Source organism: Magnetococcales bacterium (genome assembly GCA_015228815.1).
In the GTDB taxonomy this organism is placed as follows: Bacteria; Pseudomonadota; Magnetococcia; order Magnetococcales; family UBA8363; genus UBA8363.
Genome location: JADGCV010000022.1, coordinates 45,432 through 71,349, shown reverse-complemented (window position 1 = coordinate 71,349; position 25,918 = coordinate 45,432). Strand labels below are relative to the sequence as shown.

Below are 25,918 nucleotides of genomic sequence, written 5' to 3'. Positions count from 1 at the left end.
CTGCGCGAATTTCCGCAAAAACCGCGGAAATTCGCTTCGGGTGAAATGGCGCGTAAAAAACAAAATCAAAAACAAAACCCTGGGGACAATCCCCCAGACCCCTTTTTTCTTTCAATAATTGAACCCAGAGGGTATCTGGGCAGTTACCTTTTTTCTTTCAATAATTCCGAAATTTGGAACCGGGGGCGTCATTATGGTTTCAGATGTTTGATCCAGGTTTCGGCGGTGACGGTCATGGAATCCAATACCAGATTGGGCGCCAGTCCCAGAAGAAGGATCAGGGAGGAGAGAACAAGGATCAGGGACCGTTCCCGCCGCAAAAGATCGATGCCACCATCCCATTCACCCCGGGACGGACCGAGAAAACATTTCCGGAACAGGTGAAGGAAATAGCCCGCACCGAGAATCATGGCGGCCAGGGCGGCAAAACCGGCGCCGGTATGAACCTCCAGAATGCTCATCAACATCATGAATTCGGCGGGAAAACCACTGGTCCCGGGAACGCCCATCCCGGCCAGCCCGAAAAACAGGAAAAAGGAGGAAAAAAGAGGCATCGTTCGCGCCAGCCCCCCCAGATTGGCCACATCGATCGAACCGGTCCGATGTTGCAGAAATCCGGTCATGAAATACAACCCCGAGGAGATCATGGTAAAGTTGATCAGTTGAAAAACGGCCCCCTGAAGTCCGGTCAGGTTCATCGACGCGATGCCAAGAAGCACAAGTCCTACATGTGAAATGCTGGCATAGGCAAGGAGAATGGCCAGGTTGGTCTGGGAGAGCGCCAGAAACGCCCCGAACAAAAGTCCGATGGTCCCCAACCCCGTCAGAAGCCAATGATATTCCTGGAACGCAGCGGGAGCCAGCGGGACCAGAAAACGGATCAGGCCATAAGCGCCAAGTTTCAACCCGGTCATGAAGGCCAACATGACGACCGGTCCTTCCCGAGCCATCGTCGGCAACCAGACATGAAACGGGACGATCGGAACCTTGGGGGCCAATCCGGCGAGCAACAGAAAGAACAACAGTCCCTGGAATCCGGGACGGACAGGGGTTGCCAGCAGATCCGGCAGACTGAACATCAGGCCGGAAAAACCGCCGCCAGCCATTCGTGCATGTTCGACCGCCAACAGGACAAAGGCCAGGAGAAGAAAGATACCACTGGCGATCATCAACAAAGTGTACTGGACCGCGGCATAACGGCGATGCGGACCCGAGCCCCACAGGCTGACCAGCAGATAGACGGGAACGAGGGTCAACTCCCACAGGAAGAAGAACAGGATGGTGTCCAGGGCGCAGAAAATGCCCAGGGTCACGGTTTTTAACAGCAGAATCAGGGTATAATACAAACGCACCAGGGTATGGACCCGATTCCACGAGGCAATGACGACCCCGGTGAACAACAAGGAGGTCAACGGGAGAAACCAAACCGAAATGCCATCGACCCCAACCCGGTAATGAACTCCGATGGACGGGATCCACGGATGGGATTCGATCCATTGGAATCCGGCGACGTCGGACTGGAAACCACCCAGGATTGTCAAGGAGAGCGCCAGATCGGCCAGAACCGCCCCCAGGGCGATCAGGCGGACCCGGGCGGGATCACTCTGGCTCCAAAGAAGCGCCGCGGCGACGGGAAAGGTCGCGAGCAGCAGGCTGATCAGGGGAAGTGTGTTTTCCATGGTTATTGGGCGGCCTGTGTCAACGGCAAGACATGTTCATACATGAGACCGAGTCCCTCCAGCGATTTTTCGATCAGAAGCATCCAGGGTTCGGAGAAGAAACCGAGAATCAACAGTGCCAGCAGGGTCAGAACGGCAATGGCCCGTTCCTGAAGCCGGGGTGGGGCCAGATCCATTTTCAGATCACGCTGGCTTTTGGCCAGGAAGGTCCGATGAAAGGCCCACAGGAGAAACCCCGCCGCCACGACGTTGCCGAGGGCGGCAAGAATCGTGACCAGGGCGCCGAAGCGGCCAATGGCCGCTTCGAGAACCAGATGGACGGCATCGAATCCCGGAGTTCCGGGCATGCAGACGATCGACAGCCCCGAGATGAGAAAGGCAGTGCCGATGATCGGAAAATGGTCGAACAATCCGCCAAGACGGTCCATGAACATGGTCTGGGTCCGGGCATGAACGATTCCGGAGACGAACAGCATCCCGGATGTCGCCAAACCCAGATTGACCGCCAGCAACACCGCTCCGACGAAGGAACGGTGTTCCAGACTGAACAAGCCGATGGTGACAATTCCGGTATGGCTGATGACCGAGTAGGCCAAAAGCCTGCGGATATTGGTCTGCATCAAGGCAAGAATGGCTGCGTAGAAGATGCCGATGATGGCGAAGGCCACGACATACTTGTGCCAGCGAAGGACGGCGTCGGGCAGCAGGGGAAAAATGAAGCGCAGAATGCCAAACACCCCGGTCTTCAGGCCGAGAAGGAATACCGGCGCGACCGCCACCATGCCATGCTGCGCCGTATTCGGAAGCCAGCCATGCATCGGGAACATGGGAATACGGATGGCCAGGCCATAAAACAGGAGAAAAAAAACGATCGATTGCAGCTGTCCGTCGAGCGGCGTCCGTGCCAGATCCACGAGGTCGAAACTCCAGATGCCCCCTGTCGTCTGGCTGTGGTGCCATCCCAGGAGGGTCGCCCCGATGAAAAACAGCAGGATGCCGATGGACATGAACTGGGAAAAAGGGATGATCGGGCGGGTGTTGTCGGTGGACCAGTGGTAGAGCATGATGCCGATCAGGGCCATCTGGATCAGGAATCCCCAGCCGAACAGCACGATGTCGAGGGTGAAGAACTGAAACAGCAAGGTGGACTCTTGCAGAAAGACGACCACCATGAACCGCCATGGAGGATCGACGCGCCGGATATGGCCATAGAGAATGATCATCATGGTCAGGAAACTGGTCAGGAGGGCGAAAAACACCCCCACGCCATCAACGGCGGCGTGATACTGAAACGGTCCATACACATGAAACCGTTCGGCGAACTGGAACGCGGTCCGCGACGGATCGAAGAGTGAAAACAGAAAGACGGTCAGCAACAGTTGAATGAAGGCTCCGGCGATTCCAAGGAAATACAATTCTCCCCTGCCGCGAATGATGAATGTCAGCAACGCCAGCACGACCGGAAACAACTGGATCAATCCCAGCAGTGGCATGGACGAATCAAGCGACCAGTGGATTTCTTGGTAGTGCATAAACCGGCTTCTTCCCGTATGGAGACCTTCGAATCAGTCGCTGTCATCTTCCGGGCCCCGGTTCCTCGCAAGGAGATCGGAGTCCTGGAATCTAAAGGATGATGACAAAGGTCAAGGCAATCATGAAAAACAGGTAACGCGGTTCACAAAAAAGGCGATCGATCTGAATCAGACGCCGGCCAATGCGCTGCAAACCCTGCAACAATCCCGCGCCGCCGCCCTTGAGGACCATGTTTTCCTCGAAGCGCAGCAGGATGCTCGCCAGTTCCTGAATGACCTTGCCGGCAATACCGGTGCTGCGTTCCACCGAATAGCCGAAGGCGGGGACGAGACCCGATTTCTGGTCCTGCCACTGGGCCAGGGTCGAGATGGCATTGGCATGGGCGGGCAATCCGGTCAACGGGGTCAACACCCGATGTTCCAGCGACAGCATGTCGGCGGAGAGTTTCAAGGTCGGCGCCACCATCATCGCGTCTCCCAGTTGTTCCAACCAGAAGCGTTGCAGGACCGGGGTGCGCAGCCAGCGCCAGCGGGTGAGAAATCGCGGCGCCCTGGGGGCCGGACGGTCCAGGTCATGCATCAATGACGGGGCATGGAGAAACTGCCAGGCGCGAAAAGCGATATGAAATCCCATGTGCCAGGCGGCCAGGCTGAACCACCCGATGCCACACCAGAAGAACATCAACCCGATCTGGGATATGGTGGAAAAGACCAGAGAACTTTTGACATCACTTTGCGCCTGGGCGATCAACCAGCCATAACAGGCCGTCCCCAGGCCGATCACGGCGATGGTGAACAGGATCGACGGGGTCTGTCGCAACATGGGCTCCAGCCGCAGTGTCAGATAGATGCCGGCATGCACCATGAGGGAGCCGTAAAAAATGGCGCTGGAGGGTGTGGGACCGTCCATGGCCCGGGCGATCCAGGGGGAAAAGGGGACCTGGGCCGATTTGGCCAGGGCAGCGGTCATGAATCCCACCCCGACCAGGGTGGCTCCGAGGGTGTCCGCCTGGTCGGCGGAAGCGGAAAGATGACTCCAGTCGATGCCGCCGAACCAGGTGAAGGCGGCGAAGATGCCGAAGATGAATCCGGCGTCGCCAAAACGGTTGGTGATCAAGGCGCGGTTGGCGTTGCGTGTTGCGGCGTGACGGTCGAAGGCGTAGCCGATCAGGAGAAAGGACCCGACACCCGCCAGTTCCCAGCCCACAAAGGTCAGGACGGCGTTGCCCGCGAGGACAATCAGTTGCATGGCGCCGATAAACAGGTTGAGGATCATGAAAAACCGCATGAATCCCGTCTCGCGGTGCATGTAGGGGATCGAGAAACGGACCATCAGCACGGCAATCCATCCCATGAGGGTTGCCGTCCCCAGGCTCAATCCATCGAGGATCAGCTCCGCCTGGACCCGGTAGGGACCGGCGCCGAACCATTCGCCGATCGATCGGGTCCCCGGTGCGCCGAACAACAGCGCATCGAGGTCGAGAAGCAGCAGCATCGCCAATGAACCGATGGCGGTAGCCAGGGAAACCTTGCCGAGGATCTTTTCCCGTTTCTCATGCCACACAGGATGGCGCAACCGATCGACCACCATGAACAGAACCGTCATCCAGGGCAACACAACGACCAACCATGCCATCCATTCAACCATGACCCACCTCCGCTGTCGTCCTGATTCTGGCGGGCGGCAAATGGTCCCTGAGTCCGCGGTACCATGCCGGCGAATGATCGACGACGGGCAGTTCCTCCCGGCCCATGTTGCCCTGCCACAAGACCCAGCCCCGATCCGGCTTGAACAGATGAATCGCCGCGCCATGCGGATCCTTGGCCGACAGCAGCACCCAGCCATTGCCCACCAGTTCCTGCAACAGGGGCTGCCGTTGGTAGATTTCGGTCAGGATGCGGGTTTCCGCCTCGACCATGATCTGCAAACGCATCGCCTCGTGAATCTCGATCATCTGAAAAGGAAGGCCGGTGCGTAAATCCGATTCGGTTCCATCCATGATGCCGAAGAATCCGGTCAGATTGTGGGTGACCTTGGAACCGCAGCCCAGACGGTCGTTGCCGACGGTGGAAAAATAGTATTCCAGATTGATCCCCGCTCCGACAGGGGTGACATTGAGAAGGATTCCCTGGAGCACTTCTCCCGTCGGATCGGTCGTGGGATCGTAGGAGATCAAAAACACCCTGCGGTCGAGAAAAAGACCGCGGCTGACGCTTCTGCGACCGACAAAAGCGGCGGCGTTGGTTGCATGTCCCAGTTCGGGCCGGGCCTGGCTTACGTCCCGGGCCCGGCTACGGAAATGATCCAGGGCCAGGAACGGGTCGGGGTCGTCCGGGGCGGAGGCCACCTTGCGACACCGTTCCTGGGCGCTCAGGCGGGCGGCTGCGTTGAGGTCTTCGCGGCACCGTTCCAGGCAGGACAAGGTTTCCGGGGGGACAAGATGGCGATCGTACCAGAAAAAGGATTCGTCGCAGGTATTATGATTGGCGCCGACGAAGCGTGTGTCCTCGGGAATGTCGATTCCCTCCCGCGCCAGCAGGGCCCGGACCTCGGGCCGGTTGGCCATGGCGGCGAACACCCGGGCGTTGGGTCCACCGTGGCGCCCGGAACAGGCGCCGCAATCGTAGGCGGCTCGATGGGGATTGTTCTTGCTCGTCGATCCGTGTCCCATCATGACCACCAACGGCGCGAACCCCGAGGTCAAGCCAATGATCCGCAACAATTTTCCAACCCGTTGCGCCTGTTCGGCATCGGTGAATCCGGAACGATTGCGTTCGGGTGTGGCAGGGGTTCCGTCCTCCGGGGCAGTCAGGGTGATGGCGGTTTGCAGGGGCGGGAAGAATCTGGAGCCGAGCTTTTCGATCCACTGGCCAAATCCCAGGGGATCAAGATGTTTGGCCGTCAGGGAAAACAACAGGGCCGGAGCGGACAGCGCCAGGACAGCCGTGGCGCGGAGCAGTCCATGCCGGGCGCCGTTGAACAGATGATCCTTGAACGTGGCCAGAATCCCGAGTCGATGGTCATGTTCCTCCTTGAGGGACGACTCCCGTTCCGGGACCATTTCCCAAACCTTGTGAGAAGGACGGTCCACAATGGGACACAAGGCCGATTCGCCGGAATCGTCCAGACCTTTCCAGTTGATGGCCACGCCAAAAAAACCGGCGGCGCCAAACGTTTCGATCTCGGGATCGATCTCCTCCAGATGCCGCCGGATCCCCTCTTCGCGATCATCCATGCAAAAGATGACCTGGGCCCGCGGACGGCGTTCCCTCCTGGCCCAGGCCCCGTGTCCATGGTTGTGCAGGACGGCGTGAAACAATTCGTCCCGGTAATGGCACTCATACGCCTGAAGCCAGAGAAAACCACTGGTTTCAGGGGTCAGGACCGCCAGACACGAAAGGAGGGCATCCACCTGCACTTTTGAAAACGACCGGAGTGTCGCGCCACACAGACCCAGATACAATCCCAGGCGAAAAAGTGGCCAGGCATCATGGTGCAGACAGTAGTTTCCCGCCGCTTCCACCGACTGGCCGCCTTTCCATGTCCACAGCAGATGCGCCACGGCACGCCATTCATCGATCGTCGGGAAGGGGTCGGCATGCAACAGTTCCCGGGCGCGCCCCGACAGGTGATCCGGAAGGGCCTGGTTGAACAGGGCGAAACGTACCAGAAGTTCCGATTTGTTGTTCTGGAAATACCAGCGCATGAAAAACAGATTGGAAGATATTTTCCACGTCTGGACGCACAGCCGACGGGCGAACAACCGCTCAAGGATCAAACGGACCGCCACATAATCGGCCAGGTCGAATTCAAGCTGCGAATTGCCATATCCAGGATGCTGTTGCCGCCAGGAGAACATCCCCGACCAGCCCGGAATTTCCTGACACAACCGTTCCATGTAGCTCGGCCAATGTTCTTCCGGCAATCCCATCGCCAGAAACTCGGCCATGATTGCGTCCAGGGAAGTCTCCGGCAACTCGGCCATCATGTCATCCCAGTCGGAAATCTCCTCGAAAATCCATGCCCAATCGCGTTTGGCGCATTCTTTCCAATAGTTGTAAAACCCCCCGGAATCTCTTCCCACCTGCCAGGAGGCAATGCCCAGGTCCATGTAGTTGGCCATCTGGCGCACCAGATGCGGTTGAATTGCCTCAAGGATGTCGGTACCGGTCAATGCCTGAAGAAAACGGCGGATCGTCCATTCGGGGCCGATTCGATGTATGAGATCATCGAGCAATGAATCCGATTCCATGCGGATCTGGATGCGGACCTGGAACGACGCACCTTCCTGGGCGGGTGCGTTGCGGGCAATCTCGCTGATCATCGCCTCCGCCTGATCGGCGGAAAGATCGAGCAATTGTTCCGGATGAACCGGTTCATGACCCAATGACAGGGCTTCGAGGGCGGCGGACCAGAGATCGGCAACCGCTTCCGCTTCTCCCTTCAGTCCGGACCACTGAAGAATCTTTGTTCCGGTTTCGCGGGGAAGATCGGGCGGAAAACGGTTCAGTGCCTGGTTTTCCTCAATCTGCCAGGACAGTTGCAGCGCTTCGACGGCGGACAGATCATGAATCAGTCCGCACAGGTACACATCTTTTTTCGCCACGCAAAAATCATCTCCCGCGGCGATCGTGGCCCGGGCATCAAGTGTGGCATCGTCGAGAATGACCTCCAGGAGTTCTTCCCTCGTGATCCGTCCCTGACGAAACAATTCGCGAAAACGGTGGTTCGACAGGAACATGCGGGTTCCGGTTTCACGGGAGGCGATGGTCAACGCCTCGCGAAACGGATGTTCCTGGAACGCATGAAGGGTGTTGTGATGGACAAAATCTTTTAGCGGCGCCTGGGCGATCAGGCGGTGTTCCATATGGTGGAGTCCCTGACGGATGCGGCTCTTCGGATCTGATTCTGTGGAATGATGGTTATGATTCATATCACACCACGCTAGAATCGGGATGAAAAGGTGGCACTGAACACGTTGACCGATGTGGACATCGTATCGAGCACGAATGCCGGAAACCATCCGGTCAGAAGAATGGCGCCGACCAGCAGGGATGCGGCCAGCATCTCGAATGGATTCATATCCTGAATTTTAGACATTTCTTGACGTTCTGGTCCGGTAAACAGCTTTCCGATGGTGCGAAAGGCGTAGGCGGCGCTGATCAGAACCGACATGGTGAGGAGGACCACGAACCATCCCCAACGTTCATAGCCGCCGATGAGGGTATGCAATTCAGCGATGAAGCCTGCCGTTCCGGGCAACCCCATTGCCGCCAACAAGGCCAGAATGGTGAACAGGGCGAAGCGGGGGGTTACCCGGAGCAGGTTGCTGTAGGCCGTGACGTCCCGGGTATGGGTCCGTTCATAAAGAAGGCCGATCAGGAGGAACAAGCTTCCGGCAACCAGTCCGTGGGCGACCATCTGCATGGTTGCCCCGAGGATGGCGGGTTGATTGAGGGCGGAGATTCCCAGGACGACGACGCCCATGTGGCTCACGGAGGAGTAGGCGATCATCCGTTTCAGGTCTTGTTGTCTCCATGCGAGTATGCCGCCATACAGGAGACCGACGAAGGCGGCGGTCGCCAGGTAGGGTTGCAGGACGACCATGGCCTTGGGCAGGGTTGTCGCGGCCCGGATCAACCCATAGGCGCCCATTTTCAGGAGCACCCCCGACAACAGAATGCTCACCGGGCTTGGGGCTTCGACATGGGCCAGAGGCAGCCACCCATGCAGGGGCACCAGGGGAATCTTGACTCCGAAGCCGATGAGAAAGCCGGCGAAGATCAGCAATTGCGTTCGGGTGTCCAGATCGAGCGCCCCTGTGGCCATCGCGGTCATTTCGAACGAATGGCCGATCGAGGTATCGAAGAGAACCAGAAGGCTCATCAGCATGAACACCGATCCGCCCATCGTGTAGAGAACAAAATTGATGGAGGCGCTGTCCCTGTTGGGACCGCCCCAGCGATCGATCAGGAAAAACAAGGGAACGAGGGTCAATTCCCAGAAAAGATAGAACAAGGCCCAGTCCTGGGCCATGAAGACGCCAAGAATGGCCGATTCCAGCAGCAACATCAGGGCATAATAGCCTTTTCCGGCATTTTCCACATGTTTGGAGGCCATCAGCGCAATCAGGGACAGCAGTGTCGTCAGGACCACCATGGGAAAGGAAAATCCGTCGATGCCAAGGGAATAGTAGGTTCCCAGGCGGGGATTCCAGACGTAGCGTTCGACGAGTTGCATGGTTGCCGCATGGGGGTCGAACTTTTGCCACAGCGACAAGGCGATCAGCAAGGCGATCCAGGCGTGGGCGATGGCGATGCAACGAACCCGCTCCAGGTATCGGATGGGCAGAAGGGCCACCACGACCGCTCCGGCCAGGGGAAGAAGTAACAGGACGCTCAACACCGGCAAGACCATATCTTCAGTTGATCAATGGAAAAATTGACTCGGGTCCATTCCGTAATGGCCTCAGGTTGTTTCGAGGTAGGTATAATCGTTCAGCGCAGCGACGTAATCGCGAAGGTAGAGCCGTCCCTGTTCCTTGCTCACCTTGCCCTCGGTGATGGCTTTTCGGGTGAGTTTATCGACTTTCTGCACCAGATCCTCGGGGTCGTAGGAGACATGCCGCAGCACATCCCGCACCAGTTGTCCCGACAACACCTGGCAAAAGCTCCATCCCCGTTCATCGTCCGATTGCGATACGTGGACGACATTGGTGTCGCCGAACAGATTGTGCAGATCGCCGAGGATTTCCTGGTAGGCCCCCGTCAGGAAGATTCCCAGGACATAGGGTTCTCCCTTTTTGAAGGAATGAAGTTCGAGGGCCGGTTTCCAGCCCCGTTCCCAGTCGATGAACCGATCGATGTGTCCGTCCGAGTCGCAGGTGATGTCCTGGAGCGTCGCAAGGTTTCCGGGACGTTCGTTCAGGCGGTGAATGGGGGCGATGGGAAACAATTGATCGATCGCCCAGTGATCGGGCAGCGATTGAAAGACGGAAAAATTGCAGTAATATCTGCTGATCAGGTATTCCTGGGCCTCCAGCAGTTCGGGCGGTGGGTTGTTCATGTCGCGGGCGAGGGAGCCGATCTTGGTGGCGATGTGATAAATCATCCGCTCACCCTTGGAGCGTTTGGCCAGATCGAGTGATCCCAGGACGAACATTTTCTGCAAATCTTCCCGGACCTGCATGGTATCGTGCCAGATGGCCCGGGCGTTGCGGCTGTTGAGAATGTCCAACATTTCGGCAAGTTCCCGGATTTCCAGGACATCCTCTTCCTCGACCGTCAATCCCCCCTCTTCGGTGGGGAGGGAGGAGGTTTCGAGGACGTTGATCAGCAGCATGGCATGATGTGCTGTCAGGGCGCGACCGCTTTCGGTGATGATGTTGGGATGAGGCAGATTTTTCTTTTCGCAGACATCGTGCATGTATCCGACCACGTCATCGGCATATTCCTGAATGGAATAGTTGACCGAGGAATCGTTGGTCGAACTGGAACCGTCATAATCGACGCCAAGCCCCCCACCGACATCGACATATTCGACATTGCATCCCAGCGTGCGCAGTTCGACATAATAGCGGGCCAGTTCGGCCAGACCATTCTTGAACCGACGAATATTGGAAATCTGCGATCCCAGATGGAAATGGAGCAGTTGCAGGCAGTCCTGCATGTCCCTTTTTGTCAGTTCGCGGACCATGTCGAGCACTTCGGTGGCCGAAAGCCCGAATTTGGAAAAGGGTCCACCCGATGAGATCCATTTACCCTGGCCCGTCGCCTCGGGTTTGATGCGAACGCCGATGAGGGGCCGGGTTTGCATTTCCCTGGAGATTTCGAGCAACAAAGCCAGTTCCTGGGGTTTTTCAACAACGATGTGGATCCTGCGCCCCATCTTGACCCCCATCAGGGCCAGGCGGATGAACTCCCTGTCCTTGTAGCCGTTGCAGACGATGGGCGACTCCATGTTTTCGAGCATGGCGAGGGCGATTTGCAGTTCGGGCCGGGAACCTGCCTCCAACCCCATGAGGTAGGGACGTCCGAACTGCACCAACTCCTCGACCACCTGACGCTGCTGATTGACCTTGATGGGATAGATGCCGTAATACCGGCCACGGTAGCCGTATTCCTTGATGGCGTTCTGAAAGGAACCATACAGGTGTTCGATCCGCGAACGCAGAATGTCGGAAAAGCGAACCAGGACCGGCAGGGAAATCCCCTGGGACTGGATTTCGTCGGCAAGTTCCTTGATGTCGATGAAGCGATTGGAATCACGCGAAGGGGAGACGGTCAGATTGCCCTTGTCGTTGGCGCCGAAGTATCCCTCGCCCCAGGCAAGCACATGATACAGATTCAGCGAGTCCTCGATGGACCAGGGAAGTTCCGTGGTGATCGCGGCCCGACAGACGGCATCGGTTTCGTTTCCTTCCCGGGCTTCCGCCCGATTCTCGGTCGATGCGTTCATGGAAGGAGGGCTTTCGGGGGAATCGGTCATGACCGGACTGCTCCTGGCGCATGGTTGCAACGCTCGGTTTCAAAGGGAGACTATCGAACCTTTTTTTGTCTCTGTAAAGGACCGGCGGTCGAAAATTCCGATTTTACCCTTTGTCGATGGGTTTTTCTTTCGCGGCAACCGGATGTTCCAAGGGATGACGAACCCGTTCTTCCTCCAGGCATGTACCTTGGGAGGGATGGAGGAAAGGGGTTGTTACTTGTGACGGTAGGAAATTCTGCCCTTGGAAAGATCGTAGGGGGTCAGTTGCACCGTAACCTTGTCCCCCGGGAGGATCCGGATGTAATGCTTGCGCATCCTTCCCGAAATATGACACAAAAGTTTGTGCTGGTTTTCAAGTTCCACGCGAAACATGGCATTGGGAAGGTTTTCGAGGACCGTCCCTTCCATTTCGATGACATCTTCCTTGCTCAAGGGCCTCTCCTTAGCTCGGCCGTGACGGGGGGAAACATGATCGGCGACATGTCGGCCTGAGATTAAAAAAGGAAGGCTAACACGACCATCGGATTATGGCAATGGTTTGCCACGCATGTGCCAGGGCAATCGCATTTAAGATTCCTTCCCCTTTGCCTGATCAAAGTTTTTTCTCAATCCGGGTGGATCCCTGGTTTTCCGCGAATACATCCTCCAGGGACGTGGCCTCCAAGAATTGAAGGCTCCACTTCTCCAGGACAGGAGGTTCGGCTTTGGCGATTTTTTTGCTGGCCCAATCGGGTACGGAACCAAAACGGTGTTGTAACTGGCGGGTCAGAATTTTGGCTTCGCCCGTTTGAATGCCTTCCTCTCGTGCCAGTTCGATCCGTCCGCGTGCATCGGCAATGGCGATGCCGGCCTTGTCATAAAGATCCAGCTCATCCTGCGTCATGTTGGCGACCATGGCCTTTTCGAACGCATGCCGGAATGGTGGCAGGTCCAACGGGTCGGGTACCCGTTCCAGGGTGTCGGCATGGCGAATGAAATAGATCCATTTGTCAAGGATTCCGTCACACTCTTCCAAGGTTTTTGTGAATTTTGTCAACTCCACGAAATAATGGACAATATCGCTCAGGTACGAATCGCCCGTGATGGTTTCCTGGGACTGGTGGCAGGAAACGCTGTGGTCGAAGTTTGGGAACAGGATAAAGTCGGTGATGGTGATCGCGATGACCTGTCTTAATTTGGGGTAGTCTTCAGCCCTGCCGATCTGTCCGGAATAGGCTTTGGCACTGTTGTATTGGATGCGGTTGAGAAATCCGGCGACTTTCTCCATCTGCATCTCCACCACATACGAGATGCCGCGATGATCCTTGCAGCGCACATCCAGCACGGAAGACTTGAGGTCCTTGATGCGTGGCGCCAGAAATGGGTCCAGGATTGTCAATTCCACGATGCGCCGGTTCCCATCCAACCCGAGCAGACTCTCCAGAAAGGAGATCAGGATATCCTTCGCGTCTTCGCTGCCGAAAATCTTCTTGAAGGCGAAGTCGATGCGTGGATCGATGAACTTCATGACGTGTTCCTTGCGGTTGATCGGGAAGGTGTGTCCGATGGTTCATTGTTCCGTGAAAGGGGTGTGCCGTCCATCAAAATCGTTGGCGGCCACCCGTTTCCGGTCGCTACGCATGAACCCGAAGCGATCGCATTGGAACATGTTACCGCAGGGCATATTTTTTCATGCGGTAGAGAAGGGTGTCCCGGGTAAGGTCCAGGAGTTTCGCGGCGCGGGTGCGGTTGCCGTTGGTGCGTGCGAGCGCTTTTTGGATCAGTTCCTTTTCCAATGCCGCCAGGCTCATCCCTTCCTGGGGAATGTGCGGTCCCTGTAAAGAGAGCGATTGTTGGTTGGCGGACTCGCGAATGGCCGTCGCGGCGGATCGTGCCGGATCCCTGTGAAAAGGGGTCCGCAAAGCCGCCAGTTGTCCGGTGATGAAGGTTTCGTCGATCGTGTTTCCGCCCTGGAAGACGACGGCCCGCTCGCACAGGTTGCGCAATTCGCGAATGTTTCCCGGCCAGTCGTGTTGCAACAACCGTTCGATGGCGGCGGGGGCGATGTTCGGAGTCGTCACCCCGAGGCGGCGGGAAAAGTGCGTGAGAAACCTTTTGGTCAGAAGGACGACATCGTTTCCCCGTTCGCGAAGGGGGGGAAGATGGAGGGGCACGACATGCAGACGATAGAACAGATCGGCGCGAAACCGGTTCTCGGCGACCATTTCGGCCAGATTGCGGTGGGTCGCGGCGATGATCCGGACCGTGACCTGGCGTGGACGTTCCCGCCCCAGGACCTGACATTCTCCCGTTTCCAGAAAGCGGAGCACCTTGGCCTGAACCGACAGGGGCATGTCGCCGATCTCATCGAGAAACAGCGTTCCGCCATGCGCGGCGGCAATGCGTCCGGTCCGCTCTCCGACGGCGCCGGTGAAGGCCCCCCGGGTGTGTCCGAACAGTTCACTTTCGGCCAGTGATTCCGACAGGGCGGCGCAGTTGACCGGGACGAACGGTCCACCGGCCTGGTGGCTTGACTGGTGGATCGATTGGGCCAGGAGTTCCTTGCCGACCCCCGATTCTCCGAGAATCAGGACGGTCGTATCGGTCGCCGCCACCAGTCGCGCCGCCCGCATGACCGCCTGGAAGGAGGGAGCGTTTCCGGTCGCATCGATCGATTCTTCTTTGGATTCATTGAGTTTCATGGAGCAATCGGACACAATGCCAGAGGGAAGAGGTCATGGCCATGTCCCGGTACCCCCTGGGGATCATGACACGACGGGACAGAATCAACAATCGACATGTGTGGATGGTATCCGGACCATACAGCGATTATTATGCAGAATATCCCAAAACCGGTCACGAGCCAAGCGATGATCGTACTGAAGCGGGCGATTCCGCCGAAGCGGGCGAGCCATCCGGTCAACCATCCGGCGCCGATCATGGCGGGAAAGGTTCCGAGTCCGAACAGGGCCATCACCAGGGCCCCCGATGCCGGAGAGCAGGCGGCACTGCTCCAGAGGAGGGCCCCATAGACCAGGGTGCATGGAAACCATCCCCACACCATCCCCAACAAGAAACCTTGTCCCATGCCGGAGGCCCGGATCAATTGCCGCGCCAACGGCTCCAGGAGGCGCCACACCAGGTTGCCCAGGCGTTCCAGATGGCGCATCAGGGGGAAGTGTCCCAGGAGAAACATTCCGTTGCCGATCAATATCAATCCCGATCCGCCAAGCAGCCACAGATGACCGTTTTCCAGGGAAAGCCGCGACAGGAGCGAGTGACCGAACGTCGCCGCCATGCCACCCGCCATGGCATAACTGACCATCTTTCCGGCGTTGGCGGCGAGGAGAAAAGGCCATTGCTCGCGGAATCCGCCATGAAACCGCGCCCGGTGGAATGCCGCGGCTCCCACGATTCCACCACACATTCCCAGGCAATGAGGCGTGCTCGACAATGCCAGGAGCAGCGGAACCAGAAGGGAAAATCGCTCCATGAGAATGAATGGTCCTTGGGCGTTGAAGGATGAAATGGCGGGGCTGCTGTCCCCGCATTGGGGATATTGTGTTGCAGCCATTGAAAAAAAGATAGGAACTTCCTTGGCGTGACCGCGAACCGATCATGTCGAACGTTGGATGTTCGGCGGGCATTGCCATCGGCGGGATACCACGGGGCCAGGGGGGAGAAATGGAAAAACAGACCATTTTTTTTCACGGGGATTGGAAGTGACGCAGGTATGTTGTATAAAATGGGAAATGCGGAAAAGGCCGCAGGGGAGGCGCTAACTCAAGTAACCAATCGAGGGGTAGACCGATGAGTGTAGAAGGAATTACCGAACCGACCCAATTTCTGACCTTCCACCTGGGAAGCGAGGTATTCGCCGTCGAAATCGCCCGGGTGCGCGAGGTTCTGGAGTATACCAAGGTGACCAAGGTGCCCCGGACCCCCGATTTCATGCTCGGGGTCATCAATCTGCGCGGCAGCGTCGTCCCCCTGGTGGACATGCGCGCCAAGTTTTCCATGCCCCAGACCCAACCGACCGTCAATACCTGTTTCATCATCATGGAGGTGATGACCGAGGAGGGAACCCAGACCGTCGTCGGCGCCATGGCCGACTCGGTCCGCGAGGTCTTCGAACTCCAACCCGACAACGTCGAAAAACCACCCAAGATCGGGACCAAACTGCGGGCCGACTATCTGCGCGGGATGGGCAAGCACGAGGGCAAGTTCATCATGATCCTCGACACCGACAAGATTTTCTCCGCCCAGGAACTTCGTGCAGTCCGACAGGGACAGGTCAACGCCGAAGCCGCCGCTTGAAGGAAGGAAATTCCCGACAACGGTCTTGGCTGGATCATGGAACAAGCGGTTTCCACTTGTTCCATGATCCGTGCCCAGGGAACTCAAGTCCGCAGCTAACCGGAAGGGCATGTTTTCGTCGAGCTTGATCTTCATGCAACCTTGGGCGTTCCCGGCCAGGGCAGGTCCTCCACGGCCGATGCCGCAGCGAAGGCGATGGCAGCGCGGAGATCTTCCATGGTAAGGGTAGGAAAGTCCTTGAGCAGTTCCTCGGGATCGTCCCCTTCCGCCAGGCTGGCCAGGATGGTGCGCAGTAGGACGCGGGTGCCTTTGAAGACCGGGGCGCCTCCGCAGATGTTCGGGTCGTTGACGATGTGGGCGTTGGTGTCCATGACGTGAACCTTGTTTTTGAGATCAGGCTTGGGGACCCCCTTGACGACATGGACAGAATAACGTCTTGCGGTCCGGAAGTGAACCAAGGAGATTCGGAGACATGATTCATTTTTCAATGGCGGGAATCCAGAACGCAACGCGACCGAGCAACGTTTTGGGTTCCCGCCGTAGCAGGGAATGACGTTCGGAAACGACGTGTTCCAGGATGGTTGTGATTTAGCGCGAAATGGTCGTGCGATGCACCGTCTGAAGAAACATTGAAAAGACCTCGGGAAAGGCTTCCTTGAGGCGACGCCGTTGCGCAAGGGTTTCGACCGAGTCCGGCATTTCCTGTTCCAGGCGCAACAACTCGGCCAACATCGAAAACGCCTGCTTTCCTGGAACGGGGTCCGGCCCATCCATGTCCAACCATTCCCCTTCGTTTTCGGCCAGCCGGGGCTGTTCGAGCAGCATCCAGGCGGGAAACATTTCCTTTTCGGCGGGATTCCGGTCCAGAAAGGCGTGCCACATGCGCAGCAGGTCCTTGTCGCCGCGTGTTTCGAGGGTCCGTCCGGCGATTTCGGGAAATTCCCAGAAGAATCGTATCCACACCTGCCGATTGGCCTCCAACCGCCGGAGTTTGTGCAAGGCCATGGCCAGTCGGGTCAGCAAGACCGGCTGCCTGGTCCATCCTTCCTCCAGGAGCACGCATTCCACCAGCGATTTCCAATCGCCGAGGCGTTCCAGCGTCCAGGATCGATGGATGTTTGGCTCGTTGGGGTCGAAGGGGACGCCGGTCAGGGCCTGGTCGAGGGTTTGATGGAATGGTTTGAGAAACATTCCCTCCAGGTTGCCCAACAGCCCGGCGGCGTGGGGGATGATTTCCCGTTCCAACCACCGGTATCCTTCCTGGGGATTGTCGCGCCACGCTTCCCGATTTTCGATCGCGGCCATCATCGGTCGCAGTTCCTTGAGGAGACTGTTTTCCGGGTTCCATTTCTCAAGTCGTATGGAATGGCTTCTGACGCGCTCCAGGTCATGTCGGGCGATGGCGTGGAGCAGATCGTTGATCAATCCTGTCTCGGGATTGTCGAGAAACAGGTCCATCTGCCTGCTCCCCACACCCGGTTCGGGACGATGGTACTGGGTCGTCAACAATGCCATCCGACCGGGGTTGCCACCGGCATCCACCTTGAGGTCGATTCGGATTCCCGCGGAATCCATGCCGTGGCTGGTGACTGTTTTCGGCTTCAGCCCAAGGATTCGGGCCATGCGGGCGGCTTGTCGCAAACATCCGTCGATCCAGAGGGGATCTCCGGTCAACACATCATCAAGACTGCCGACCTGCCCCTGACGCCACGCCGTCAGTCCGGAGTCGGAAAGAACGCCGATCTGACGGAGAAGGAGCAGAGGATCCAGTTGTCCTCGTTCCAGAATCAACCGTTCCACCACCGCGTCGATGTCCATTTCCTCCCCCGGTTTTTCCCATGGATCACGGATCCTTCATCTTTGGATTCATCTTGAGACAGGCGGCCATTACCTTTGGCGCGATGGCCGGAAGGGGAAGGGTGTGCCATGCGCCTCCCCGGCGGATTGCTTCAGCCGGCATTCCGAAGACGACGGATGTTTTTTTGTCCTGGGCGATGGTCAAGGCGCCGGCCCGGCGCATTTCGACCATGCAGGAGGCCCCGTCATCGCCCATTCCCGTGAGGATGACTCCGATGGCGTTGGCCCCGGCACAGTTGGCCGTCGAACGGAACAGGACATCGACGCTGGGCCGGTGACGGCGGACCGGAGGTCCCTCCCTGAGTTCGACATAAAAGGAAGAACCCCGGCGATGAAGCAACATGTGGCGATCCCCCGGAGACAACAACACCAACCCTTGCCGCATTTCATCGCCATTGCGCGCCAACCGCACCTCCATGGCGCAATGGTTCTGCAACTGCCTGGCCAGCATGGCGTTATAGTCGTGGGGCAGGTGCTGGACGATGGCAATGCCGTTCATGGCGGCAGGCATCGGTTGCAGAAATTCCCTCAAGGCATCGGTACCACCGGTCGAAGCCCCGACAACGACAATCTTTTGTGGCATCCGGGGACAGGCATACCGTTCCACGGGCAGCAGAATGCAGTCGGCCGTCCGTTTGGGCGGCACCTTGTTCACGGGACGACAGGCGTGTTCCATGTGCAGCGACATCGGTTTCCATCCAGACCATGCAGGAACGAATCGATTGTGACTGAATATCCTTTTACTCCCGCGCTTCTTCTTTCACAAGTGTTTCCAGTAAAATATCAAGCGGGTTCGTCCAGGATACAATAATATGAACTGATCATCGTTCAATTGACTTTATGCCTGACACAGAGGCTTTCGATCGGCTGGATCTTTGGAAAAAGACCGGCGTTCTTCCCCTGGACAGGCAAATGGAATATGCTGTCTTCCTGGAATCTTTGTCGTCGCGCCGGTGTGGAATGATGGCAATCGTGGTGGACCGGAAACCGTCAAGGGTGGACGCAATTTCAAGTGTCTTCGGCTATTTTTTCCAATTCATGGTATCGAGTCGCCCTGCTCCGACCGCGATTGCGTGGACAGGCCCGGGTGCTGCGTCATTTCTATCGCGGTCAGCGGTGGCATATTCTCCAGGATCGGGCCAGTGGCCGGTTTTTGCGACTGAATCCCGCCGCCTATGGCGTGGTGTCGATGTTTGACGGTTTTCATTCCCTGGATGAAATCTGGAAGCATCTGTGCGAACGGAATGGCGACAACGCGCCAACCCAGGATGAAATCGTCCAGTTGCTCAATCAACTCCATCAGGCCAACGTTCTTCTGACCGATCGTTCCCCCGACCTCGAAGACATGAGCGAACGCCGGTCGCGGGTTCACTGGCAAAAGCTCAAACAGTACATCGCCAATCCCCTTTCCCTGAAAATACCACTTTTCGACCCCGATCGGCTTTTGCGTCGCATTCTGGCGCTTGTCCCGCGATGGTTCATGGTGATGATCCCCTGGCTGTGGCTGATTCTGGTCGTGTCCGGGGCGATCCAGGCGGCGATGCATTGGGATGAACTGACCCGGGATCTGACGGCACGGGCGTTCACCGCCGAGAACATACTGTTGCTCTGGTTCGTCTTTCCGATCCTCAAGGCGGTTCACGAGATGGGGCACGGCCTGGTGGTCAAACATCATGGTGGTGCCTGTCACGAGATGGGACTGATGTTTCTGGTATTGGTTCCCGTTCCCTATGTCGATGCCTCCGCCACCATCGCCTTTCCCGATAAATTCAGGCGAATGCAGGTCGGGGCCGCGGGAATGATGGCGGAACTGGCGGTCGCTTCGGTGGCGATGGCCCTCTGGGTCGAGATCAGTCCCGGTCTGGGACGGGCCATTCTGCATGAAATCATTCTTGTGGCGGGATTGACGACCCTCATATTCAACATCAATCCCCTGATCCGCTTCGATGGCTACTATATTTTTTCCGATGCCCTGGAAATTCCCAATCTGGGTCAGAAGTCCAATCAGTATCTGGGACACATTGTCCATCGTCATCTGTTCGGCGTCGCCGAGAGCCAACCCCCGCCGATGACTCCGGGAGAGGCCGCATGGCTCCTGGTTTATGCCGTCGCCTCGTTTTTCTATCGTATGTTCATTGCCGTGGCGATCATTCTGCTCGTTGCGGGAAATTATTTTTTCATTGGTGTTCTATTGGCCTTCTGGTCGGCCTGGGGAATGTTGATCGCTCCCCTCTGGCGGCAGATCAAGTCCCTGGCCACAAGCCCCAGCCTTGAAGGTCATCGCCTTCGGGCGGCGGGGTTGTCGGGCCTGGGAGCGGTACTTCTTTTGATCGGGATCGGCCTGGTTCCGGTGTCGGCGTGGACCATGACCGAGGGGGTGATCTGGATGCCCGAGGAATCGCGCATCCGCGCCCCTCTGCATTGTCTTGGGGATGCGGTCCTCCGTATGCCGGGAACGGATGTCCGGACCGGCGAGCCGCTCCTGACCTGCGCCGATCCGGAACTGGAGGCCCGTCACAAACAATTGCGCCAACAGCGCCGGGAGGTCGCCTCGCGTCTGGAACTGGCCGCCACCTTCGACCGGATGCAGGCGCAGATTGCCGCGTTCGAACTTGACCATGTCGCCGAACAACTGGCCGATCTTGAATCCCGTCGCAAGGCGATGACCATGACAAGCCCTCATGAAGGAATGTTCGTGATGGCGGCCCCGGTCGATTATCCGGGTCGTTATCTGAAGCGGGGCGATGTCGTGGCCTTCGTTCTGGATCCGTCGCGCTTCACGTTGCTGGCCGTGGTGCCTCAGGGGGCGGTCGATCTGGTGCGTCATCATACCCTCGGGGTGGAGTTGCGTGCCGTGGATCGCATCTGGGATCTGCTGCCCGCCAGGATCGTCCGCGAGGTCCCCGCCGCCACCCATGATTTGCCGAGTCTGGCCCTGTCTCTGGCGGGGGGGGGGACCATCGGTCTCAATCCCGATGCCCCCGAACCCAAGGCGCTGACGCCTTTGTTCCAGTTTGAACTCGCCTTTTCCGGTGACAGGATTCCCAAGGCCCTGGGCAACCGCATCCATGTCCGCTTTGTCCATGAGGATGCCCCGCTTGCCGTCCAATGGTATCGGGAACTGCGGCAATTGTTCCTGAAACGGTTTGCGGTATGACCCCCCGCGGTTTGCGATGGTCCCAGGCATGAATCCGATACCCGCCCAAGCCCTCATCGGAGATCCCTATCCCCAACGCCACGTCAGGGAAGGACGGTCCTCGATCGACCGGATCGCCCAATGGTTTCGGCTGACCCTTGAAACGCACCTCCTCGCCCGTCCGGGACGGATCGATTGGGTCCTGGCCCGGATCGAACGGGAAGAAGAGCTCCTCCAGAGTGTCCTCCCAGGGGATCGATCCCCCTTGCTTGCCGAACTTCGCCGGCAACTGCGATGCCATGGCCTGTCCGGTGCCAATGTCGCCCGATGTTTTGCCCTTGTTCGCACCCTGGCGGGTGAAATTCTCGGAATGCGCCATTTCCCGGCGCAGCTTCGCGGAGGGTATCACCTGTTGCATGGACGGGTGGTCGAAATGGATACGGGGGAGGGAAAAACCCTCATGGCCACCTTGCCGGCCATTACCGTCGCCTTGTCGGGAATGAAGGTCCACGTCGTGACGGTCAACGATTATCTGGCGCAACGGGATGCCAACCTGATGAAACCGTTGTATGCTGCCTTTGGTTTATCCACGGGATTGGTGCTCGAAGGGACCCCTTCCGAAGAAAAGATTCAGGCTTATCGGCAGGATATCGTGTATTGCACCAATAAAACTCTTGTATTCGACTATCTGCGCGACAGAATCACCCTTGGAAGGCATATGAAACCATTGATAATGTCCCTGGACCGACTGACAGGACGGATGCGTGACACCATCATGCTGCACGGTTTACAGTTTGCCATCGTCGATGAGGCGGACAGCGTTTTTATCGACGAAGCACGCACGCCATTGATCATCTCCGCCGAACGCCGCGATCCGGGCGCGGAAGAATTTCACGCCGAGGCCATCGCCCTGGCACGTCAACTCATTGCCGGAGAGGATTATGAAATGGAAGGCAGGGTCCCCCATGTGACCGATGCGGGCCGCGAGCGACTTGAAGGGATGCGTCGGGGGCTTTCCGGACTGTGGCGTGGCGACATGCGTTCCCAGGAGACCATCCGCCAGGCACTCTGGGCTTTGCATGGTTTTCAGCGCGATGTTCACTATATCGTGCGGGAGCATCAGGGGGTTGCCAAAGTCATGATTGTGGATGAACATACCGGGAGGGTGATGCCTGATCGTTCCTGGGAACGGGGTTTGCAGCAATTGATCGAACTCAAGGAAGGCGTTCCGGTGAGTCCCGAAAAGGAGGTGATGGCGCGAATCAGCTATCAATCGTTTTTTCGCCGCTATCTGCGCCTTTCGGGGATGACCGGAACCTGCCGCGAGGTGGCCCGTGAATTGATGGATGTCTACGGCGTCGGGGTGGTGCGGGTGCAACCGCAACGGCGGTCGCGGCGGCAACTTCTTCCGTCCTGCCTGTACGCGACTGCCGATGAGCGGTGGCAGGCGGTGCTTCGGGCCATCATCGAGCGACGCGACAAGGGACAGGCGGTCCTGGTCGGCACCCGGACGGTGGCTGCCTCCGAGGCGTTGTCGGCACGCCTGGACGCCGCCGGGATCGCCCACCGGGTCCTCAACGCCAAACAGGACAAGACCGAAGCGGAAACCATCAGGAAGGCGGGCATGGGGCCCCGGGTGACCATCGCCACCAACATGGCCGGACGTGGCACCGACATCCAACCGGATGATTCGGTTTTGGCCGCAGGCGGATTGCATGTGATCCTGACCGAAGGTCATGACAATGCCCGTGTCGATCGTCAGATGATCGGTCGCTGCGCCCGGCAGGGTGATCCGGGGAGCGCCCAGTTTCTCCTGTCGCTCGAAGATGACCTGGTCAAGGATTTTCTTCCACCTTTGCGTTATCTTCTTGCCCTGATGTTGGCTGTCTGGCGCGACAGTCCTGTTCTTCAGGCCATGGCCCGTTTATTTTATCGTTTTGCGCAGTGGCGGGTCGAACGTCTCCATCGCCGCATTCGCCGCCGCCAACTCGATTTTGATTTCCAGATGAGGCAGGCACTCTCTTTTTCGGGGACCCTGGAATGAGAATAATAAGTGCAATCATCATGTTTTTTGTTTTTGTGTGTGGTCTGGGTGCCACGAGGGCGTTGGCGACAGCTCCGGATGATCTGTCCGAAACGACCCTTGCCACCGTCGCGTCCCGATCGGACAATGCCGCCATCTGTCTGATCGAACCCTCCATGGAAATCGATGTCGGGACGCCGGTTGATGGTACCCTGAAGATGGTCAAGGCGGATCGGGGCGACCTGGTGGAGCGGGATCAGTTGCTGGCGCAACTGGATTCCTCGGTTCAGGAGGCGGCAGCCAACGTGTTGGCGGCCAAGGCGGCCTATGGCGCCCGCCGTTACGAACGCAATGCCGACCTGCATCAGCGTCAACTTCTTTCCAGCCAGGAACTCGACGAAATCGCCACCGAACAAAAACTGGCGGAACTGGAACTCAAGGAACGGCGGGAGCAGATCCGGCTTCGTAGCATCACCAGTCCGATCCGTGGTATCATCGTTGATCGGTATCGCAATCGAGGTGATCTGGTCAAACAGGAGCGGATTTTTCGTATTGCTCAACTCGATCCCCTGCATGTGGAAACGGTATTGCCGGCCACTCTTTTTGGTCGCATCAAGATCGGGCAATTTTTCGAGGTGGTGCCGAAACTGGTCGGAAGTCCCTTTATCGCCAAGGTGGCCACCATCGATCGTGTCATCGATGCCGCCAGTTCGACCTTCCGCGTCCGATTGCTGGTACCCAATCCCAAGTTTGAACTGCCACCCGGACAACGATGCGCCATCAACTTCGAGCCGCCTGGATCCGAGCCATGACCACCCACCCGCCGCGGCGTTTTTTCCGCCATCCATTGTCAGGGATCGGTTTGATTCTTCTGGCCTCTCCGGCCATGGTGGCCCTCGCCAACACCGAGGATGAACGCTATCTGGATGGAGGGTTGCAGGCGGAAATCCAGCGTCACGCCGACGAAGCCGCGGCAACGGCGGTGTCGCCGGGGGGATCGAAAAAAACGGTGATCCGCGCCAACATGCCGCGACTTTCCACCTCCCTGACCCGGCTCAGGTTGTCGATCGATGAATTTCGTATCGAGGGGTTGTCGGAGATTTCCGCCGAGGCGATCGACCAGGTGTTGCAACCGTGGAAAAATCGGGAGCTTGGGTTTCCCGAATTTGAGATGGCGGTCCATGCCGTCGCCGCCTATCTGCGGGGCAACGGACATCCCGATGCCGAGGTGAAACTTTCCCGGGCTGTCGTCAGTGGTGGCAAGGTTGCCGTGGCCATCCAGGGTCTCAAGGTCCCCCTGTCGCAACTGGCCCTGAAGCCCAAGGGAGAAGAGGTCGTCCCCCGGATCGAGGTCAAGGGTTTCGATGTGACCGGGGTTACCATCGCCAGTCGCGAGGAGATCGATGATCTGCTCAAACCCATGACCGGCAGGGCCCTGACGATGGATGAGATCAAACAGGCCTCCGAAACGGTCGCTTCGCACCTGCGGGCCAAGGGGTATCCCCTGGTACAGGCCTATCTGCCACCGCAGAAGATCGATGGCGGACAGGTCCGGATCGCGGTTCAGGAAGGGGTGGTCGATGGGAGCAAGGGATTCGAGGGCATTCTGGTCGATGGCGGCGGTCAGGTGGTAAAAACAGAAGTTATCGAAAAGCAGCTTGCCAGTGGCGTCACTCCGGGAAGCCCGCTGCGCCTGGACGACCTGGAACGGGCTGTCCTGCTTGCCAACGACACTCCCGGGATCAAGTCGGTCAAGACCACCCTCGAACCCGGCAGTCTTCCCGGATCCACGCATGTTGTGGCCAAGGTCGAGGAATCGGGTCTTTTTACCGGTACCCTCTGGGGAGACAACTACGGCAGCCGTTTTACCGGCACCAACCGTCTCAACGCGCAGGTCAACATCAACAGCGCCGCCGGAATGGGGGAACAGTTTTCCATCAACGCTGCCGCTGCCGAGGGGATGATTTCCGGCAAGGCGGCCTTCCAAATGCCCCTCGGAACCACCGGGGCCAAGCTGGGAACGTCCTATTCCCAGTTGCAGCTTGACATCGATGAAACCATCGTCCCGCAAAACCTGTCGAGCGATACCAGCGTCTTTTCGGTCTTTGCCAGCTATCCTCTCAAAAGAAGCAGCCAGCAGAATGTCTGGCTTTCGACCAACTATGATGGCAAACATGTCGAAAACATTTTCAGCGGTGAAAATCTTAACGATCGGTGGATTGACCTCTACACCTTTGGCGCGGCGGGCGATCTGATCGATCCTTTTGAGGGACAGCTTGCCTGGAATCTGACCTATGGCCTGGGAAATCTTGATTTAGGCGGGAATGTTTCCTATCAATCGACCGATGCCACGACTGCCCGGACGGAAGGAAACTTCGGCAAATTCAACTGGAGCCTGCAACGACGGCAGTCGTTGGCCGAATCTCTTTCCTGGACCGTGGCGGCCAACGGCATGTTCGCCTCGAAGAATCTTGACAGCGCCGAAAAGTTTCAACTGGGTGGTCCCACCGGGATCAGGGCCTATCCGGTCGGCGAGGGGCTGGGAGATTTCGGCTGGCTGGGCAACACGGAACTGCGCTACAGTTTTGGTCGCACCGACTTTGGCGAACCGCAACTTTTTACCTTCTACGATACTGGACGCATCACGCAATACGATCAGCTCTGGGAAGACGCCCTGGCGACCGGCACCCCCAACGACTATTCCCTGTCCGGTTTTGGCGTCGGCGCCGCGCTGGTGACCGACGAACATGGCGGCGTTCACATCACCTGGGCACGAAAGATTGGCGACAATCCCAATCCCACGAGTACCGGGGCCGACAGCGACGGTACCAGCAAGAATGGCCGTATCTGGATCCTTGGCAATATTCTTTTTTGATCGTTTCCTGGACCGACATCCGTCCAACCAAA

The 25,918-nt window shown here is 57.9% G+C and carries 18 protein-coding genes; 5 read left to right on the top strand and 13 right to left on the bottom strand.

From position 1 onward, the window contains the following. Positions 1 to 191: 191 nt before the first annotated feature. The 10 genes from HQL76_10680 to HQL76_10635 all read right to left on the bottom strand — a co-directional run bounded on the left by HQL76_10680 (position 192) and on the right by HQL76_10635 (position 15,171). Positions 192 to 1,679: an NADH-quinone oxidoreductase subunit M gene (locus tag HQL76_10680; protein ID MBF0109630.1), complete on the bottom strand. Its 1,488-nt coding sequence runs from the start codon at positions 1,677 to 1,679 to the stop codon at positions 192 to 194. 2 nt (positions 1,680 to 1,681) lie between these two features. Beyond that, entirely contained in the window at positions 1,682 to 3,211 is a 1,530-nt protein-coding gene (locus HQL76_10675) for an NADH-quinone oxidoreductase subunit M (GenBank protein MBF0109629.1), read from the bottom strand. 91 nt (positions 3,212 to 3,302) lie between these two features. Further along, the gene (locus HQL76_10670) at positions 3,303 to 4,706 is read right to left on the bottom strand and encodes a hypothetical protein (GenBank protein ID MBF0109628.1); all 1,404 of its coding nucleotides are present in this window, start codon (positions 4,704 to 4,706) and stop codon (positions 3,303 to 3,305) included. Positions 4,707 to 4,851: 145 nt separating this feature from the next. Further along, a complete protein-coding gene (locus HQL76_10665) occupies positions 4,852 to 8,079 on the bottom strand; it encodes a DUF2309 domain-containing protein (GenBank protein MBF0109627.1) in 3,228 nt (1,075 codons plus the stop codon). 77 nt (positions 8,080 to 8,156) lie between these two features. Next, positions 8,157 to 9,623, bottom strand: coding sequence for an NADH-quinone oxidoreductase subunit M (locus tag HQL76_10660; protein ID MBF0109626.1), 1,467 nt, complete (start codon positions 9,621 to 9,623; stop codon positions 8,157 to 8,159). A 57-nt stretch (positions 9,624 to 9,680) separates the two neighbouring features. Then, on the bottom strand, positions 9,681 to 11,669 hold the full coding sequence (speA, locus tag HQL76_10655; protein ID MBF0109625.1) for a biosynthetic arginine decarboxylase: 1,989 nt from the start codon (positions 11,667 to 11,669) through the stop codon (positions 9,681 to 9,683). Between the two features lie 243 nt (positions 11,670 to 11,912). After that, positions 11,913 to 12,131: a translation initiation factor IF-1 gene (gene infA, locus HQL76_10650; protein MBF0109624.1), complete on the bottom strand. Its 219-nt coding sequence runs from the start codon at positions 12,129 to 12,131 to the stop codon at positions 11,913 to 11,915. A 160-nt stretch (positions 12,132 to 12,291) separates the two neighbouring features. Next, positions 12,292 to 13,206 (bottom strand): Rpn family recombination-promoting nuclease/putative transposase, encoded by a 915-nt coding sequence (locus HQL76_10645; protein ID MBF0109623.1) that lies wholly within the window; start codon positions 13,204 to 13,206, stop codon positions 12,292 to 12,294. Positions 13,207 to 13,348: 142 nt separating this feature from the next. Beyond that, entirely contained in the window at positions 13,349 to 14,380 is a 1,032-nt protein-coding gene (locus HQL76_10640) for a sigma 54-interacting transcriptional regulator (GenBank protein ID MBF0109622.1), read from the bottom strand. Then, the gene (locus HQL76_10635) at positions 14,377 to 15,171 is read right to left on the bottom strand and encodes a sulfite exporter TauE/SafE family protein (GenBank protein ID MBF0109621.1); all 795 of its coding nucleotides are present in this window, start codon (positions 15,169 to 15,171) and stop codon (positions 14,377 to 14,379) included. The genes HQL76_10640 and HQL76_10635 overlap by 4 nt, the downstream gene beginning before the upstream one ends. A 317-nt stretch (positions 15,172 to 15,488) precedes the next feature. Here HQL76_10635 and HQL76_10630 point away from each other — a divergent pair, with 317 nt between their 5' ends. Beyond that, complete coding sequence (locus tag HQL76_10630) at positions 15,489 to 15,995, top strand: chemotaxis protein CheW (GenBank protein MBF0109620.1); 507 nt, start codon at positions 15,489 to 15,491, stop codon at positions 15,993 to 15,995. Between the two features lie 131 nt (positions 15,996 to 16,126). Here the strand turns inward: HQL76_10630 and HQL76_10625 are convergent, their stop codons facing one another. The 3 genes from HQL76_10625 to HQL76_10615 all read right to left on the bottom strand — a co-directional run bounded on the left by HQL76_10625 (position 16,127) and on the right by HQL76_10615 (position 18,540). After that, a complete protein-coding gene (locus HQL76_10625) occupies positions 16,127 to 16,366 on the bottom strand; it encodes a DUF433 domain-containing protein (GenBank protein MBF0109619.1) in 240 nt (79 codons plus the stop codon). Positions 16,367 to 16,583: 217 nt separating this feature from the next. Then, positions 16,584 to 17,813: a hypothetical protein gene (locus HQL76_10620; protein ID MBF0109618.1), complete on the bottom strand. Its 1,230-nt coding sequence runs from the start codon at positions 17,811 to 17,813 to the stop codon at positions 16,584 to 16,586. Between the two features lie 25 nt (positions 17,814 to 17,838). Continuing rightward, on the bottom strand, positions 17,839 to 18,540 hold the full coding sequence (locus HQL76_10615; protein ID MBF0109617.1) for a chemotaxis protein CheB: 702 nt from the start codon (positions 18,538 to 18,540) through the stop codon (positions 17,839 to 17,841). Between the two features lie 324 nt (positions 18,541 to 18,864). Between HQL76_10615 and HQL76_10610 the strand changes: the two genes are divergently transcribed. Genes HQL76_10610 through HQL76_10595 form a run of 4 tightly spaced genes read left to right on the top strand, consistent with a single transcriptional unit; the run spans position 18,865 to position 25,886 of the window. Then, positions 18,865 to 21,009, top strand: a complete 2,145-nt coding sequence (locus HQL76_10610) for a PqqD family peptide modification chaperone (protein ID MBF0109616.1) — start codon at positions 18,865 to 18,867, stop codon at positions 21,007 to 21,009. A gap of 37 nt (positions 21,010 to 21,046) precedes the next feature. Beyond that, on the top strand, positions 21,047 to 23,032 hold the full coding sequence (locus HQL76_10605; protein MBF0109615.1) for a DEAD/DEAH box helicase: 1,986 nt from the start codon (positions 21,047 to 21,049) through the stop codon (positions 23,030 to 23,032). 20 nt (positions 23,033 to 23,052) lie between these two features. Further along, a complete protein-coding gene (locus tag HQL76_10600) occupies positions 23,053 to 23,823 on the top strand; it encodes an efflux RND transporter periplasmic adaptor subunit (GenBank protein MBF0109614.1) in 771 nt (256 codons plus the stop codon). Beyond that, positions 23,820 to 25,886 carry a hypothetical protein gene (locus tag HQL76_10595; GenBank protein MBF0109613.1) on the top strand — a complete coding sequence of 689 codons (2,067 nt, stop codon included), beginning with the start codon at positions 23,820 to 23,822 and terminating at the stop codon, positions 25,884 to 25,886. The genes HQL76_10600 and HQL76_10595 overlap by 4 nt, the downstream gene beginning before the upstream one ends. The last annotated feature ends 32 nt before the right edge of the window (positions 25,887 to 25,918 follow it).

Bases quoted from the DNA above. Each gene is read 5' to 3' on its own strand.
- HQL76_10625 (MBF0109619.1), bottom strand. From the start codon at position 16,366: ATGGACACCAACGCCCACATCGTCAACGACCCGAACATCTGCGGAGGC.
- HQL76_10615 (MBF0109617.1), bottom strand. From the start codon at position 18,540: ATGTCGCTGCACATGGAACACGCCTGTCGTCCCGTGAACAAGGTGCCG.
- HQL76_10635 (MBF0109621.1), bottom strand. From the start codon at position 15,171: ATGGAGCGATTTTCCCTTCTGGTTCCGCTGCTCCTGGCATTGTCGAGC.
- HQL76_10600 (MBF0109614.1), top strand. From the start codon at position 23,053: ATGTTTTTTGTTTTTGTGTGTGGTCTGGGTGCCACGAGGGCGTTGGCG.
- HQL76_10680 (MBF0109630.1), bottom strand. From the start codon at position 1,679: ATGGAAAACACACTTCCCCTGATCAGCCTGCTGCTCGCGACCTTTCCC.
- HQL76_10675 (MBF0109629.1), bottom strand. From the start codon at position 3,211: ATGCACTACCAAGAAATCCACTGGTCGCTTGATTCGTCCATGCCACTG.
- HQL76_10620 (MBF0109618.1), bottom strand. From the start codon at position 17,813: ATGGACATCGACGCGGTGGTGGAACGGTTGATTCTGGAACGAGGACAA.
- HQL76_10595 (MBF0109613.1), top strand. From the start codon at position 23,820: ATGACCACCCACCCGCCGCGGCGTTTTTTCCGCCATCCATTGTCAGGG.
- HQL76_10630 (MBF0109620.1), top strand. From the start codon at position 15,489: ATGAGTGTAGAAGGAATTACCGAACCGACCCAATTTCTGACCTTCCAC.
- HQL76_10665 (MBF0109627.1), bottom strand. From the start codon at position 8,079: ATGGAACACCGCCTGATCGCCCAGGCGCCGCTAAAAGATTTTGTCCAT.
- HQL76_10670 (MBF0109628.1), bottom strand. From the start codon at position 4,706: ATGCTGCTGCTTCTCGACCTCGATGCGCTGTTGTTCGGCGCACCGGGG.
- HQL76_10640 (MBF0109622.1), bottom strand. From the start codon at position 14,380: ATGAAACTCAATGAATCCAAAGAAGAATCGATCGATGCGACCGGAAAC.
- HQL76_10645 (MBF0109623.1), bottom strand. From the start codon at position 13,206: ATGAAGTTCATCGATCCACGCATCGACTTCGCCTTCAAGAAGATTTTC.
- speA (MBF0109625.1), bottom strand. From the start codon at position 11,669: ATGAACGCATCGACCGAGAATCGGGCGGAAGCCCGGGAAGGAAACGAA.